Origin of the sequence: Acinetobacter sp. YH12063, from assembly GCF_013419715.1 — a bacterium.
Lineage (GTDB): Bacteria > Pseudomonadota > Gammaproteobacteria > Pseudomonadales > Moraxellaceae > Acinetobacter > Acinetobacter amyesii.
Genome location: NZ_VOZO01000006.1, coordinates 214,565 through 230,588, shown reverse-complemented (window position 1 = coordinate 230,588; position 16,024 = coordinate 214,565). Strand labels below are relative to the sequence as shown.

Sequence of the window (16,024 nt, the reverse complement as noted above, 5' to 3'; positions counted from 1 at the left end):
TAGGCTCATAAGTTCGAGGTTTAAAGTACAGTTATTCCGAGTTCCCTATTCTCTTTAAAATGTATTTATACTCAGTCTCATCCTAAAATAAAAATACATCGTTCAGGAGCATCTCCATGCACGCTCACATCTCCGTCATTACACTGGCCGTGAAAGATTTACACGCTGCATTCGCGTTTTATCAGGAGGGTCTAGGTCTAAATAGCGCTGGGATTATTGGGACTGAATTTGAACATGGCGCTGTGGCATTTTTTGATTTACAACACGGTTTAAAGCTTGCACTCTGGCCGCAAGATAGCCTTAGTCATGACACTGGAATCAGTACATCTGCGTTTTGTCCAACTCAAATGTCTCTCGGACATAACGTCAACAGTCCCGCAGCCGTCGATCAAATTATGCAACAAGCCCAACGCGCTGGTGCAAAACCAATTAAGCCCGCACAGCCCACGTTTTACGGTGGTTATGCAGGCTATTTTCAAGACTTAGATGGGCATCTGTGGGAGATCGTCTACAACCCACATTTTAGTGCTTTATCTATTTAATTCGACAACGCTGGTTCATCTACATCTCGCGTATGACGATCCACCACCACACTAATCATCATATCGCCCTGTACGTTCACCACAGTCCGTACCGTATCCAATAGACGATCGATCGGCAGCAATATCGCAATGGCTTCTGCAGGAAGCCCAACCGATTGTAAAACCATAATCATCGTCACCATTCCAGCACTTGGAATGCCCGGTGCGCCGAGTGACGCAATCATGGCGGTTGCACAGACAATTAACTGCTGACCCAAGGTTAAATCTAAGCCCATCAAGTTAGCAATAAATAACGCAGCAGCAGCTTCATACAACGCTGTACCATCCATATTTAACTGTGTGCCCAATGGAATCACAAAACCTGCTGTTTGAGGACGTACGCCTAAATTTTCCTGCGCACATTTCATCGACAGTGGCATCGTTGCTGAACTTGAACTGGTTGCAAAAGCAGTGATTAAGGCAGCTCGTGTTCCTCTAAAAAATGTCAGTGGGCTCATTTTCCCAAAAATCCATAGCAGCAGAGGTAACACCACTGCCCCATGGAAAATCGTCGTCCCTGTGACCACCGCAGCAAACTCGGCGAGGCGACTCAACACCGAAATATCTTCTGTAGCAATCAATTTAGCCAATAATGCGAAAATACCAATCGGTGCAAGCTTCATCACCCAGCCAATGATCATCATCATGATGTCAAAAAATTGCTGACTGAGCTTTCTCACGCTTCGGAACTTTTCACCGCCTTTGACCAAGGCCACACCGAGAAATAGTGAAAACACCACGACAGCGAGTACATTTCCATCACTAAAGGCTTTAAACGGATTGATCAGTGTATTTTGAATAAAATTGGTAAAGAATGAACCTGCTGTGAGGGTGTCAGGACTCTGATGCTGTTGCATTACATCTTGGAACATGACGATGTCCACGCCCTGCCCGACTTTAAAAATATGCGCGCATGCTAGACCCAAGATCAGTGCCAAAGTTGTGGTAGTGACACAGCACGCTAAGGTAATTTTCCACGTTCGACTCAGCTGACCACCCGCTTGTAAATTCGATACCCCCACCACAATCGAACTAAAGATCAGGGGAACCAAGATCATTTTCAGCAAACCAATAAAAATACTACTGGCAATCCCCAAGCCATACAGGCTGGCGGATAAAAACTGCGTCTCTGGAAACTGAATTAATAAAAACCCAAATGCCACACCCAATATTGCGGCAATTAAAATCTGCGTATTTAAGCTCATTGTGCCTTGCATTTATCATCCTTTATTCAGGCACTATGCCATGCGACCCATTGGGAATCGAGGAATTTTTTGTCACATGTACTGCTGCATTTCTGCAAAGCATGAATTCAGCTCCATTCAACTTGTACAGTACCCCTAACTAGATAACTCGATTCCGTGAGTAGTTGCATAACCCCAAATTGACGGAGATAAAAAACCGAATCAGAAGATCGGTTTTTTCAGTATTCACCATGTACGACTTAACACATAGTGCTTAAAGCTTATTGGGTTTCAATTTCGCGTAAACGGATCAAGCCTTCTTGTGTCGTACTACAGACCAACTCACCGTTTTGCCACATACGACCGAAATTTAGACCACGTGAACTAGCACTGACCGTGGCATCCATGTCATAAAGCATCCATTCATCCACACGGAATGGCTTATGGAAATACATGGCATGGTCAATACTCGCACACTGCAAACTTGGTGATAAATAACTTAAACCATGTGGACGTAGTGCAGTCGTCATCAGCGTAAAGTCTGAATAGAATGCCGCAATAGCCTGATGTAAAGAGATGTCATCAACGTCAGCAGCAATTTTGTCATGGGTACGAATATAGTGTGCATACGATGGCGCAGCAGGCTGCGGTTGGTACGGGTTTTGCGGATCAATCGGGCGAATTTCCACATGACGGTCGCGCATAAAAGATGCACGGACGTTTTCAGGGACAAATTCCACCATCATTCGTTTCAGCTCAGCTTCAGATTTTAAATCTTCCACGGCTGGATATTCTGGCCCTGCAACTTGATAGTTCAACCCGTCTTCTTGCTCTGCAAATGACACCATACACATAAAAATCGTTTTACCATGTTGAATCGCACGCACCTGACGACTCACAAAACTGCGTCCATCGCGAATACGATCCACTTCATAAATGATCGGTGCATTGATATCACCGCCGAATAAGAAATAGGCATGTAAGGAATGAGCTGGTCGATCTGTCGTATAAGATGCCGCACGGAGCGCCTGACCTAAAACCTGTCCACCAAAGACACGTTTCCCGACCAAATTTCGGCTTTGCCCACGAAAAATATTTTCTTCTAATTTTTCAAGGCTGAGTAAATCAACCAACTCTTGTGTTAAGGCATTCATAACAAACCTATCTATCATTCGGGATTAAGCTAACGCAGGCAACATCAACAGATGTTTAAATATATTTTCCATTTTGCCATAAATCCAGACTAAAACCCTAAAGATTCGCTGACTGATCTGTCACCTTGCTGATGCAATATAACTGCTAAAAATACGTTTTTTAACGATAAAATCTTACAATATCTATGCAATTTGTCAGAAAATGACATACAGTTTTTAAGTACAATTACGCAGAATAGATTCCCCTCAGAATCTCTGTGGTTTGGTCATGAAAAGTAGGAGTTTGTATGTCCAAGAGCGGCTTTGGTCAGATGTATCGAAAGCTTTCGAGTAAACTGCTTGACCTTGTGGTAACACCGCATGTTTTAGGTGAAGTCCCTGTAGAACCTGTAGTGACTGAAACCGATACAGATACCGGCGTACAGACAACGAAAATTACCTGCTACGTTCTGCAAAATCATTCACGGAGTAATGCTTTAATTGTCGATGGTGAAACCCGTCGTTTAAAGCTACACCCTGCACTCGACCCAATGACTGTGGGTACGCAAACAGAAAAAGCCTCTGTGGTGTTTTTACAACATCATGATGAAGACAACTTACTCAATCCACCGCCACATGCCTTTCCACCTCGTTTATTACGTTTAATTGAGGTTTTGGAAAAAAATCCTGATGCGGATGTTGAGCTCGTTCCTGTAACCGTGCTGTGGGGCCGTGAACCCGATAAAGAAGACTCTTGGTTTAAATTATTATTTACCGATACATGGTCTACACCAAGCAAAGTGAAGCAGTTGGTGAATATTGGTTTGCACGGTCGTCAATCGTACCTCGAATTCCATGAGCCACAGTCTTTGCGTCGTTTGGTTGAATATGCCAAAACTACACATCCAAACTTGTCACCTGCGACTTATATTGTCAGCACACTGAATGATTATTTAGATGCGCAGCGTGAAGTGGTTTTGGGTCCGGATTTATCCGACCGTCGTAATGTGATGCACGGACTGATCAAATCTACGGATGTGCAAGATGCGATTCGTCGTGAAAGCATTCGCAGTAAAATCAGTATGGTTGAAGCTGAACGTCGTGCGATTGGTTATTTAAATGAAATCGTTTCTGACTATTCTGCATCAACAGTACGTTTTGCTGACTTAGCCCTGACTCGTCTGTGGACACAGCTTTATGATGGCGTCGAAGTGCATAACTTCAGTACCGTTCGTGAACTAGCCAAAGACTACGAGATCATTTACACCCCATGTCATCGTAGCCATATCGACTATTTATTATTGTCATATGTGATCTATAAACGTGGCTTAATGGTGCCGTACATTGCTGCGGGCGATAACTTAAACATGCCATTTGTCGGGCAAATTTTACGTGGCGGCGGTGCGTTCTTTATTCGTCGTTCATTCCGTGGCAATGGTCTCTACACCACCGTATTTAAAGAATACCTCTACAGTATTTTGGCGCGTAATACACCGCTTGAATACTTCATCGAAGGTGGGCGTTCACGTACTGGTCGTTTATTACCACCGAAGACCGGCATGCTCGCCATGACTGTCCATGGTCATTTACGTAATCCAGCCAAACCAATCGTGTTCTTACCGACCTATATTGGTTATGAGCGTTTAATGGAAGGTGCGACCTACGTTGGCGAAATGAATGGTAAGCCGAAAGAAGGCGAATCGATCATTGGGATTATGAAAACTCTGCGTAAGATCGAACGTATTTTCGGTAAAGTGCATTTGAACTTTGGTGAGCCGGTTTTCCTTGATGATATGTTGAAACAGCATAATGCAAGCAACATCAAAATCGAGAAAAATGACGATCCAATTCCACCAGAGGTTTCGGATGCCATTAACAGCTCTGCACACGTGATTTTAGAAAATATTAACCGTGCAGCAGTGGTGAACCCAGTTTCATTGCTTTCACTGATTTTATTGGCTACATCTAAACATACTTTAGATGAAGAGATTTGCATTAAGCAGTTAGATACCTATCGCGATCTTTTAACTGCCTTACCTTACGATGAGCGCATGCAAGTAACACCGCTGTCAGGTAAAGAAATCATTGCTTATGGTTTAAAACTCAAGCTGATTAAACGTGTTCATCATGTCCTTGGCGATATTATTGCCATTGCTGATAATCAAGCTGTGCTGTTAACCTACTTCCGTAACAACATCCTGCACGCATTTATTTTGCCATCACTCATTGCCGCTTTGGTTGAACATAATGGTTCTATTCGCCGTGGTGATTTAATTAATGTCATTCGTACACTGTATCCGTTCTTAAAAGCTGAGTTATTCCTTAAATGGAATGATGAAGAACTTAAAGATCAGATCTGTGCGTATGCTGAAGTACTGATCAAAGCCAAGCTAATTTCTGAAGATGCAGAAGGCAACCTGATCTCCCCTGCGCCTAACTCAGAGCAGCACAATCAGTTAGTGGTCTTGGCTGCACCTGTGATGCAAAGTCTAGAGCGTTACTACATGACTTTGGCTTTAATCACACAACGTGGTTCAGGCAACATCTCAACCCGTCAGGTTGAAGAACTCAGCCACTTGGTTGGTCAACGTCTGTCTGTGTTGTATGAATTTAACTCGCCAGAGTTCTTTGATAAGGCCTTGTTCCAAAGCTTTATTAAAGTCTTAACGCAACAAGGTTATATCAGTACCAATGAAAACAACGCCATTGTGTTTGATGAAAATTTCCAAAATGTTGCGCAATATGCCAACCTCGTTTTGGATGATGTGACACTCCAAATGTTGCAACACATTACAACCTTTAGTGATGAAGAGTTAAAAGAAGCTCTGGATAAAGTTGCTGCGGAACAAGCCAAAAAGCGCCTGAAACGTAAGAAGAAATAAACAGTTCTGATTTTTTCGCCATAAAAGCGGAAGAAGATGAGCAAAATCAGGGACAAGTTGTAAAGAGCTTGTCTCTTTTTTTTTGGACTATACAAAAGTATTTAATATTTTCTTTTTTAAAATTAAGGTATGTACATTCCAAAATTTTGGAGTTCCATTGGCTAGCGGTTTATTGCCTTTAAATTCATCGATATAAATAATATCAAAGTCCGCATCAAACAATTGTTTAAGCTCTTCCTGTTCAAAACCTATAAATTTTTCAGAAAAATTATTTACCCAATCATCATCTTTCCCTAACAGTTGTATGAGTAAGATGCCTTGCTCACTTAAGGATTCCTGCATTTTCTTTAAAAACACTTTCAAGCGAATCCGTAGAACAAAAAAATAAACTGAATAAAGCAATAATTAAACTAGCTTTAGGAAAGCTATAGTCTTCAAAGGCCTGATTAGAAAATAAAAAATTCTTATTGTCTTTAAATTTACTTAGACAGATATTTTTAGCGTCAACAGACGGATCAAATGCATATACTTTAAAATGATGACGGAGTAGAAATGATGATTCATTTCCTGCACCACAACCACAATCAATCGCGATCTTTGGTAAATTCTCAAAATAACTCAAAGCTTTTTCCAAAATCGGTCTATGGGGTAAATTCTGAGTAAGTTCAGCAAATGATTTTGTCATTATTTAAATTTTATCCTTTGAGATCCATTCGAAAATTTGAACAATACATGTTGTAAAAGACCTATTTCATTCATTTATAGAATTTCTTTTAATACTCACCAAGCTACACTGAATTTTATACGTCACACCAATTTTACGCTACACATCACAATCAATCGTGCGCTAACTTAAAACCACTCTCCATCATCCGCATTGCATAAATTTTTTTACCTGTTTCTACTTCACTCTCTAAAACCAATTCGGGTAAATGCATAGCTCTTTGCAATTCCAAGATTCGCTCATGCAAAGGTTGAGGTTGGTTATTAGTACAAATATATGATTTTTCATGATGTTCCACGTGAAGTAGATGACACAGAAATTTTGCCAAATCATCGATATGTATTCGATTTGACCAATGGATATTGGGATAGTGATGAGTCGTTTCTGCCAGTTTCTGCATTCGTGTTGTCGATGTGCCATAAATCCCAGAGGGACGTACGATCACGCATTCGTTAGGAAATGCTTGTGTGTAGCGATGCTCCATTTCCAGTAACAACATGCCCTGCTCATCGATCGGATGTGGCACAGTGTCATCATCAATCCGCTCCCCCGCATGTTCACCATAGACACGAGTGGAAGACACCACGATTAAACGTTGTATTGGATGATGTGCTAATGCTTGAACAATCGGCTGTACAGAATCGACATAAGTGTGTCGGTAAGCATCCACAGCATTGAGTTGAGCATGACGTGCAGGAGCCAAAAGAACATAGACTACATCAATCGGTTGAACCTGCGACAAATCCAGTTGGTGAACATCTTGGATTAAATGTTCTGCAAAATCATCCTCTTTCGCACTACGACTCACTGTGGTAATTTGGTGACCTTGCTGAAATAATTGTTTAGCAACACGTTGCGATGTTTTACCATAACCGATAAATAGAATATGCATCAAACGACCTATTCTCAGAACTGATCCATTTAGATCATATAAACCGAAGTTGAGGGGACATGGCTGCCGTCCATCAATTGCAAGGGGTTGGCAATGCCGCCGCTGCTTTACTTGAAAAACTAAATATTTTCACAACAGATGATCTTTTGTTTCATCTGCCACGCGACTATGAAGATCGTAGCACGATCATCCCCATGAACCAATTGACCGTGGGTCGCAGTTATTTACTGGAAGGTACAGTCAAAAATATCGACTTCCCACCCGGTAAGCGTAAATCGATGGCCGCCCTACTGGATGACGACTGTGGCAAAGTTACTTTACGTTTTTACCATATCTACAAAGGCATTACTGATCGGGTAAAACCGGGCAATCGTTTACGGATTTTTGGTGAAGTCCGTGTTGGTGCTCGTGGCTTAGAAATGTATCATCCTGAACTACAGGTGATTACTGAACACACGCCTTTACCTCAAACCCAACTCACTGCGATTTACCCTGCAACTGAAGGCTTAACACAGCCCAAACTGCGTGAATACGTCAAACAAGCACTACAGTTATATAGTGATGACTTACCTGAATTATTGCCAGAAAAATTCACCAATGGCTATGCCCTAAAACAAGCACTGGACTATATTCATCACCCCCCTGTCGATGCCAATATGTTGCAACTCAGTCAAGGTTCTCATCCTGCACAGCAACGTTTAATTTTCGAAGAATTGGTTGCCCATCAGGTCAGTTTGCTCAGCCGCCGTGCTTATATTCAACAAATCGAAGCACCGTCATTCTCTGCAAGTAAGAACTTCACCAAACAGCTTTTAAGTACGCTGCCATTTGAAATGACTGGCGCACAAAAACGCGTATCCAAAGAAATTGCGGTCGATCTGAAAAAGGACAAACCTATGCTGCGACTCGTACAAGGCGATGTGGGTGCAGGTAAAACTTTGGTTGCAGGCGTGGCTGCCTGTCATGCGCTCGAGGAAGGTTGGCAAGTGGCCATGATGGCGCCGACAGAAATTTTGGCCGAACAACATTATCTAAATTTCAAAAAATGGTTTGAGCCTATGGGACTGACCGTGTCCTGGCTTTCAGGCAAGCAAAAAGGTAAAGCTCGAGCTGCAGCAGAACAAAGTATTCAAGATGGTTCAGCCAATTTAGTGGTCGGCACGCATGCTTTATTTCAAGACAATGTTCAATTTGCCAAATTGGGTTTAGTGATTATCGATGAGCAACACCGTTTTGGTGTCGATCAGCGTTTGGCGCTACGAAACAAAGGTCTCAATGGCATGACACCGCATCAACTGGTGATGACAGCAACCCCTATTCCTCGTACCTTGGCGATGTCAGCTTATGGCGACTTAGATACCTCGGTGATTGATGAACTGCCACCCGGTCGTACACCGATTCAAACAGTCACTATTCCACTTGACCGTCGTGAAGAAGTGCTACAGCGGATTGCCAGCAATTGTGCTGAAGGCAAACAAGCCTATTGGGTCTGTACCTTAGTGGAACAATCCGAAACCTTAGATGCTCAAGCCGCTGAGGCAACTTTTAATGAAATTAAAGAACGCTTCCCAGACCTCAATATTGGTCTGGTTCACGGCAAAATGAAGGCCGATGAAAAGCAAGCAGTGATGCAACAATTTAAAAATAATGAATTGCAATTACTGATTGCAACCACAGTGATTGAAGTCGGTGTTGACGTCCCAAATGCCTCGATCATGGTAATTGAAAATGCAGAACGCTTAGGGCTTTCACAATTACATCAGCTACGTGGTCGTGTAGGGCGTGGTGCCAAAGCCAGTTTCTGTGCTTTGCTGTATAAAAATCCTTTATCGCAAAATGGGCAAGAGCGTTTACGCATCATGCGTGAAACCAATGACGGCTTTATTATTGCTGAAAAAGATTTGGAAATTCGCGGCCCCGGCGAGCTCCTCGGCACTAAACAAACGGGAGATATGGGCTTTCGTGTAGCCAAATTGGAGCGAGATGACCATTTACTCAATCAGGCACACTATGTGGCTCAACAAGTCCTAAATGATTATCCTGCACAGGCTCAAGCGCTTTTAAAACGCTGGCTGCCTGAAGCACCCCGTTATGCCTATGTATAATTAGGATGATGGTTCGATCATCCTAATTATACAGATTGGCTTTAACGAATAAGCTTGTCGAACAGGTTTCTGTGGTGTCGTGATTGCACTTCACAGCAATCTGTGCAAAATACTCAAAAAAGAATGATTAGAATAAAAATATGCTCCAATCCATCCAACATTTCATCCGAAAAGGAATGCAGAGCGTTTCCCCTTGCCTGCTCTGTGGTATCGATCGACAACAACATCATTCGCTTTGTACTGACTGCTGGGAACAACTGCCTTGGTTTAAAAAAATGGTTAATCGCCATGAACACAGCATCTCTTGTGCCTTTCACTATGATTTTCCAATAGATCGCATCATCCAAAGCTATAAGTATGAGCAACAATTGCACTATCAAAATTTACTGGCACAGAGCCTTTTAAGCATGCGCTTAGCTAGAGTTCAGGCCATTGTTCCCATGCCTATTTCAGTTGAACGCCTCAAAGACCGTGGATACAACCAAATGCTGCTCGTTGCACACATGATGGCAAAGCAATTGCGCATCCCTGTTTGGCAACCCGTGATTCGTCAAGCACAGCACGCTCAAAAAGGTTTAAGTCGGCTAGAACGCCTAGAAAATATCGAACAGCAATTTATTATCGACCCAACTGAAAAACGCCGTTTCCGTAAAGTCCTCATTATCGATGATGTGGTGACCACGGGAAGTTCAATCCATGCATTAAGTACGCTGTTACATCAGCTACATTGCACGCAGGTATATGCCGCATGCATTGCAGCGGCACAACCTTAGTTTCAAACATCAACCACTAATAAAGAAACTGAACAAGCGAAGCGGTTTAGCTTTCAGCAAGAGATCGAGTCTGCTGCTTCACCCAAGGAATCACCACCTCACGTGTTAAAGGTGCGAGTTTTGTCTGTGTATCATCCAAGCTGACCCATTGCATTGCTGCAATTTCTGCATCAATTTTCGGTTCACCTTGCAACTGGACCAGATAGACATAACTCACCAGTAGATGATCGGCTTCGTTCGCAGCGGCCGTTTCAAAACGACCAATGAATTGTTCAATCTGCGCAGCGCAGCCAATTTCTTCCTGAATTTCACGTAGCATGGTGATTTCAGGGGCTTCATTGGGTTCTAACTTGCCACCCACTTGCATAAAGAATGCCGTGTGTTTTTTACGAACCACTAAAAGTTCATGCTGTTCATTTAGAATAATGGCTGCGGCAACAGTGATAGTTTTCATCAATCTTGTTCCAAATCGGTGATAAAGGCTGTACGTTCAACCATGCCCCATTTCGGCTCTGGCGCAGTGAAATGTTGAAACTTTTCAACAATCGTTTCAATATTATCTTCTGTAATTAAGCCTTCGATAAAACGCGGATGGGTAAAGCCTTTTTCTGCAGTTGTTTTTAGAAAATTCAATAAATCGTCATAAAAACCATCTACATTGAGAAAGGCACATGGCTTTAAATGAATGCCCAATTGAGCCCACGTCCACTGCTCAAAAATTTCCTCTAAAGTCCCTGCTCCACCTGGAATCGCCACAAAACCATCCGAGAGTTCAGACATTTTGGTTTTCCGTTGTTGCATATTTTCTACCACATGCAATTCGGTTAAATCTGGATGTGCCAATTCTTTATCGACCAAGACTTTTGGAATCACCCCAATGACTTGCCCACCTGCACGCAAAGCACTATCTGCCACAACACCCATCAAACCTGAACGACCACCACCATAGACCAGTGTGATGCCTCGTGCCGCTAAATGACGACCGACTTTTTCAGCCACCTGTAAATAGGCAGGATTGTTACCAAGGGCGGAACCACAGAAAATTGCGATAGATTTCATTTATAATCACCATCAGATCAGGAACGCTATGCTGGAAAAATCAACTTTAAACAGATTTTTTCATAAAATAAGCATTAGAACAGTGTTTTTCAGCAAATCCTTGTCTAAAATACACCCATTCATTTTTAACTTACTGCGCAAGGGGAAAAGACAACATGCTTGAAGCCTTTTACGCCACAGAGCGCGGTAGCCTGGAAGATGTCACCATCAATGGTGACTTCGATTTACATCAGGATTTAGTCTGGCTCGATCTCATTGCCCCGTCTCAGGAAGAGCAGCAATGGATTATGGATGCCTATGATCAAAATTTACCTACATTAAAATCATTAGAAGATATTTCGTCGAGTGCACGATTCTACCGTGATGACGACGGTATTTTGCACATCAGCACCTATTTTTTAACGAAAAATAAAAATTTTCAGGTCGATGGCGAACCCGAAGAAAATGCCAGCACCTTAGCTACCGTACAAACGGTTGCCTTTATTTTGCATAAAGAGCGCTTATTCACTTTACGGGGTGAAAAGCTGGTGGCTTTCCGTGCCTTTCGTGCCCGCGCGCGTCGCAATGATTATGAAATTGACTATAAAGATCCAACTTGGATTTTATTGGGTCTTTTAGAAGCCAAACTCGATGAGCTTGCGGATATCTTGGAAGATATCCACAAGGACTTAGAAAAGTATTCCACAGAAGTGCTGAATAACCGTCATCGTGAGATGATTTTAGACTTGGATGACATGATTACCAGACTTGCGCATTTAGAAGATATGCTCGGGAAAGCTCAGCTGTGTCTGATCGACTTACGTCGTGTTCTCACCTTCCTGTCACGTCCTCGGGCCTTGGGTAGTCATATTTATGATGCCGACATCCGAGAACTCAGTGAAGACGTGCGCTCTCTTGTTGAGCATGATGCTTTCTTGTTCCAAAAGGTTCGATTCTTACTGGATACCACCTCTGGGTTCATTAACACCGAACAGAATGATACGATTCGTCGATTCTCGATTTTACCAAGTATGCTTGCGCCACCGATGTTAGTGGCTAGCGTCTATGGGATGAACACCGATGTACTGCCCTTCGCACATGGTACAACCAGTTTTATCGTGGTCAGCTTAATCATCGTGGCATTCTTTATTGGCCCATTGATGTACTTCCGCTGGAAGAAATGGATTTAATCCGTTCCTATTGCGTAGACTTGCGAGAGTTTCTTATCCCGCTGAAATAAAAAAAGCACCTTACGGTGCTTTTTTTATTTAGATCAATTGCAAGTCATGCTCAAGATGACAAGCTTGAATAATCTTCATCATTTTTTCAGGGACTGCTTTAAACTGCAAACCTTGCGCTTTTGGCGTTTGACGTAACCAACGGACCAAAACAGCTAAAGCCAAAGTACTGCCATGCTCAAGCTCAGCAAGATTGACCACCAAGGGAAAAGCTTGCTGTTGTTGAATCAATTTCAAGCCGTCTTGATAGTACAATTCGGCATTGTTGTAATCGATTTTGCCTGAAACCATCAATTCTTGTTGATGAAGTTTAATCACACATCACCTATCTTATTTTTTCTTGTCCAATGCTGCGTCAGCATCAGGTTTGAAGTTCGCAATTGCTTTATCAATGTTACCGCCATTACGCTTTACAGTTGCCGCAAACTGATTACGGAATTGTAAGCCTAGGTCGATACCCGAAACGTTGATATTACGGATTTTCCATTGTGAACCTTTATCCGCCAACTGGAAAGAGACTGGAATTTTTTCACCGTTGTTATGGAAATCAATCGTTACAACAGGGTTCTTACTGTTCGACGCTTTATATGGACGCATGCTATACGTTTGGTTACTAAACTTGGCAAAAGCTGAACCATAGTTTTCGATCAGTGTTGCACGGAAGTTACGTTCAAACTGCGCACGTTGAGCCGCTGAGCTGTATTGATTCGTTGCATACGTACCCATCACGATACGTGTGAATGCTTGTGAATCGATATACGGGTCCAAGTTTTGACGAACAATCGTTTTCACAGCCGCAGGGTTATTTTGTAGTTTTGCGTGGTCTGCTTTTAAACGTGTAATGAGGCCATCAGCCACTTTTTTTACAAATGCAGGTGGTGCTTCGCTTGGAGCAGCAAAAGCTGTACCTGCCATCATAGTTGATAAGATACTTGCTGTAAGCGTATGTTTTAACAATGTGTTCACTTAATTTCTCCTAAAAATTATTCAACAAATGCAGGTTCTTCTGCCGTTGTTGTGTCAGCAGCTTCTGTTTTTTGTTCAGCTTCTGCTGTGCTGTCAGATTTGTTCCCTGCACCACCGGTCACAAATTTAGACACCAAATCTTCGATTTCCATCGTACCTTGGGTATTACCAATTTGGTCACCACGTTTTAAGAAGTTGACACCACCACCCGGTACAATTTTCAAATATTTCTCACCCAATAAACCATTGGTTGCGACCATAATGTAAGCATCTTCATCGATATTGGTGATGGATTTCATGTTAGCAATCAGTTGCTGTTCCATTTCTTTTTGTTTCGCAGGTGTTGCTGCTTCATAGTCTGATGTGTAACGTAGCTCCTCGAGTGCATTTTTTTGCACTTCTTTTAATTGTTCTGCGTTATAAGAGGTTAATGAGCCATCCATAATCAGATGTGCTGTCACTAAGCGCGTCACAGGATCGAGTTTCAATGATTCCACTTGACCGACTTTGACACCACTTAAGGTAACTTTGGCACGGGGTTTAATCCCGTTTACATTTTCAAATGTCGCGGTCAATTCATAACTGTCTTCGATGTTATTGCCGACCAAACCACTCACTCGCATCGCCAAGAAGAAAATGGCAATAGCAAAAAGAATGACAAAAAAACCAACGGCCAGTTCACTCGTACGTGATTTCATTAAATACCTCCGAACATGACCGCAGTCAACACGAAATCTGAACCTAAAACACACAACGAAGAATACACGACAGTCCGTGTGGTCGACGTTGCAATACCTTCTGAAGTTGGGACACAGGCATAACCCTGATAGACCGCAATCCAAGTACAAATTAATGCAAAAACAAAACTTTTGATGATGGTGCCATTAAAGACGTCTTTAAAGAATTGCACACTGTTCTCAATGCCACTCCAATAAGAGCCTTCATCTGCACCTAGAAAATCAACACCCACCAATTTACCGCCCATGATGCCGACCGCAGCGAAAATCACCGACAACATTGGCAAGCTAAAAATACCGGCCCAAAGTCGTGGCGAGATCACACGTTTTAATGGATCGACCCCGATCATTTCCATACTCGACAACTGCTCAGTGGCTTTCATCAAACCAATTTCAGCCGTCAAAGCAGAACCTGCACGACCAGCAAAGAGTAAAGCCGCAACCACAGGTGCAAGTTCACGCAATAAAGTCAGCGCAACTGCGGTGCCGAGCATCGCTTCACTACCAAAGGTCGACAGAATGCTATACATCTGCAAACCCAGTACCGAGCCAATAAATAAGCCAGATACCACAATAATTAGTAATGAAAGCACACCAACACGGTACATCTGATAAATAAACAATTTCACGCCAAGTAAAGTCGGCATGGAAAAAAGAATCTGCAGCAACATAATGGTTGCTACGCCGATTCCTCGAACACGTTCAATGACGCGTCTACCTAATGCGGCAATAGCATTCATGAACGAACCTCATGATTTAAATAGGGCTGATGACTGAATTGATAATCGACCGGACCTTCTACCGAACCCGTCAAGAACTGCTTCACAAAAGGCGAAGCATGTGCTTTTAACTGCTCAGGTGTTCCCTCACCCTGCACTTTCCCTTCAGCCACAACATAGATGTAATCTGCAATTGATAATGTTTCAGCCACATCATGCGAAACAATAATCGTGGTTAGATCTAAAGCTTCACGTAGCGAACGAATCAAGCGAGTTAAAACCCCCATCACAATCGGGTCTTGCCCTGCAAAGGGTTCGTCATACATGATCAGCTCAGGATCGAGTGCAATTGCACGGGCCAAAGCCACACGACGATTCATACCACCTGAAAGTTCAGAGGGCATCATTTTTTCTGCACCACGTAAACCAACAGACTCTAATTTCAACGCAACAATTTCAGCGATCAAATGCTCTGGCAACTTGGTATGCGCACGAATTGGAAAGGCTACGTTTTCATATACCGACATATCGGTAAATAATGCGCCGCTCTGAAACAGCATCCCCATACGCGCACGCGCAGCGAAGAGTTCCTGACGTGACATCTGTGCAATGTCCTGCCCATCAAGCAACACTTCTCCATTATCGGGAGTCAATTGACCACCAATTAAACGGAGTAAAGTCGTTTTACCTGTACCAGATGGACCCATAATTGCAGTGATCTGACCATGACGAATTTTTAAACTGACATTGTCATAAATGACGCGCTCTCCTCGCTTAAAACTCAGGTTTTTCACTTCGATCAGTGCCTGAGTCTGAGAAGACGTTTGATTATTCATAGCTGAGGATTTTCCTGCATTTTTTTCAGCATGCATACTATAAAGGATTGAAGTTTAAAATGTTACCATTGCATGAGCGCATATCCCTGCATTCCATCAGGTAAATTGTTTTTTATTATTAATGCGATTTTATAGAGGCTGCTTTCAACCCAATAGAAGAATTTAGTTAAAATAATTGTATATATAGTAAACGATATTACACAATAAGAGTGTCAA

At 42.6% G+C, this 16,024-nt stretch carries 15 protein-coding genes and 1 pseudogene; 5 read left to right on the top strand and 11 right to left on the bottom strand.

Annotation, left to right across the window (positions count from 1 at the left end; translation table 11 throughout):
* Nucleotides 1–116 precede the first annotated feature (116 nt).
* Nucleotides 117–542 carry a VOC family protein gene (locus FTU12_RS08675; RefSeq protein WP_180114185.1) on the top strand — a complete coding sequence of 142 codons (426 nt, stop codon included), beginning with the start codon at nt 117–119 and terminating at the stop codon, nt 540–542.
* Here FTU12_RS08675 and FTU12_RS08670 read toward each other — a convergent pair.
* Nucleotides 539–1,798 carry a dicarboxylate/amino acid:cation symporter gene (locus FTU12_RS08670; RefSeq protein WP_180026060.1) on the bottom strand — a complete coding sequence of 420 codons (1,260 nt, stop codon included), beginning with the start codon at nt 1,796–1,798 and terminating at the stop codon, nt 539–541. The genes FTU12_RS08675 and FTU12_RS08670 overlap by 4 nt on opposite strands.
* Before the next feature lie 248 nt (nt 1,799–2,046).
* Nucleotides 2,047–2,919: an acyl-CoA thioesterase II gene (locus FTU12_RS08665; RefSeq protein WP_180055393.1), complete on the bottom strand. Its 873-nt coding sequence runs from the start codon at nt 2,917–2,919 to the stop codon at nt 2,047–2,049.
* Between the two features lie 287 nt (nt 2,920–3,206).
* Here FTU12_RS08665 and plsB point away from each other — a divergent pair, with 287 nt between their 5' ends.
* Nucleotides 3,207–5,780 (top strand): glycerol-3-phosphate 1-O-acyltransferase PlsB, encoded by a 2,574-nt coding sequence (gene plsB, locus FTU12_RS08660; RefSeq protein WP_180010517.1) that lies wholly within the window; start codon nt 3,207–3,209, stop codon nt 5,778–5,780.
* Between the two features lie 87 nt (nt 5,781–5,867).
* On the opposite strand, the pseudogene FTU12_RS08655 reads toward plsB, so the two are convergent.
* A pseudogene (locus FTU12_RS08655) lies at nt 5,868–6,465 on the bottom strand (methyltransferase domain-containing protein).
* 151 nt (nt 6,466–6,616) lie between these two features.
* Nucleotides 6,617–7,396 (bottom strand): NAD-dependent epimerase/dehydratase family protein, encoded by a 780-nt coding sequence (locus FTU12_RS08650; protein ID WP_180055394.1) that lies wholly within the window; start codon nt 7,394–7,396, stop codon nt 6,617–6,619.
* A 59-nt stretch (nt 7,397–7,455) separates the two neighbouring features.
* On the opposite strand from FTU12_RS08650, the gene recG reads away from it, so the two are divergent.
* Both recG and FTU12_RS08640 read left to right on the top strand, forming a co-directional pair.
* A complete protein-coding gene (recG, locus tag FTU12_RS08645) occupies nt 7,456–9,501 on the top strand; it encodes an ATP-dependent DNA helicase RecG (protein WP_180114184.1) in 2,046 nt (681 codons plus the stop codon).
* A gap of 140 nt (nt 9,502–9,641) precedes the next feature.
* Complete coding sequence (locus FTU12_RS08640) at nt 9,642–10,274, top strand: ComF family protein (protein WP_180114183.1); 633 nt, start codon at nt 9,642–9,644, stop codon at nt 10,272–10,274.
* A gap of 46 nt (nt 10,275–10,320) precedes the next feature.
* On the opposite strand, the gene FTU12_RS08635 is transcribed toward FTU12_RS08640, so the two are convergent.
* Both FTU12_RS08635 and FTU12_RS08630 read right to left on the bottom strand, forming a co-directional pair.
* Nucleotides 10,321–10,728 carry an NUDIX domain-containing protein gene (locus FTU12_RS08635; RefSeq protein WP_180114182.1) on the bottom strand — a complete coding sequence of 136 codons (408 nt, stop codon included), beginning with the start codon at nt 10,726–10,728 and terminating at the stop codon, nt 10,321–10,323.
* Entirely contained in the window at nt 10,728–11,333 is a 606-nt protein-coding gene (locus tag FTU12_RS08630; RefSeq protein ID WP_180073425.1) for a TIGR00730 family Rossman fold protein, read from the bottom strand. The genes FTU12_RS08635 and FTU12_RS08630 overlap by 1 nt, the downstream gene beginning before the upstream one ends.
* Before the next feature lie 155 nt (nt 11,334–11,488).
* Between FTU12_RS08630 and FTU12_RS08625 the strand changes: the two genes are divergently transcribed.
* Complete coding sequence (locus FTU12_RS08625) at nt 11,489–12,502, top strand: CorA family divalent cation transporter (protein WP_078189297.1); 1,014 nt, start codon at nt 11,489–11,491, stop codon at nt 12,500–12,502.
* A gap of 78 nt (nt 12,503–12,580) precedes the next feature.
* On the opposite strand, the gene FTU12_RS08620 is transcribed toward FTU12_RS08625, so the two are convergent.
* Genes FTU12_RS08620 through FTU12_RS08600 form a run of 5 tightly spaced genes read right to left on the bottom strand, consistent with a single transcriptional unit; the run spans nt 12,581 to nt 15,808 of the window.
* Nucleotides 12,581–12,841: a lipid asymmetry maintenance protein MlaB gene (locus FTU12_RS08620; RefSeq protein WP_218945760.1), complete on the bottom strand. Its 261-nt coding sequence runs from the start codon at nt 12,839–12,841 to the stop codon at nt 12,581–12,583.
* 39 nt (nt 12,842–12,880) lie between these two features.
* On the bottom strand, nt 12,881–13,516 hold the full coding sequence (locus FTU12_RS08615) for a phospholipid-binding protein MlaC (protein WP_078189299.1): 636 nt from the start codon (nt 13,514–13,516) through the stop codon (nt 12,881–12,883).
* Between the two features lie 17 nt (nt 13,517–13,533).
* Complete coding sequence (locus FTU12_RS08610; RefSeq protein ID WP_078189300.1) at nt 13,534–14,214, bottom strand: outer membrane lipid asymmetry maintenance protein MlaD; 681 nt, start codon at nt 14,212–14,214, stop codon at nt 13,534–13,536.
* Nucleotides 14,214–14,993 carry a lipid asymmetry maintenance ABC transporter permease subunit MlaE gene (mlaE, locus tag FTU12_RS08605; protein ID WP_078189301.1) on the bottom strand — a complete coding sequence of 260 codons (780 nt, stop codon included), beginning with the start codon at nt 14,991–14,993 and terminating at the stop codon, nt 14,214–14,216. Before mlaE ends, FTU12_RS08610 begins: the two co-directional genes overlap by 1 nt.
* On the bottom strand, nt 14,990–15,808 hold the full coding sequence (locus FTU12_RS08600; protein ID WP_218955934.1) for an ABC transporter ATP-binding protein: 819 nt from the start codon (nt 15,806–15,808) through the stop codon (nt 14,990–14,992). Before FTU12_RS08600 ends, mlaE begins: the two co-directional genes overlap by 4 nt.
* Between the last annotated feature and the right edge of the window lie 216 nt (nt 15,809–16,024).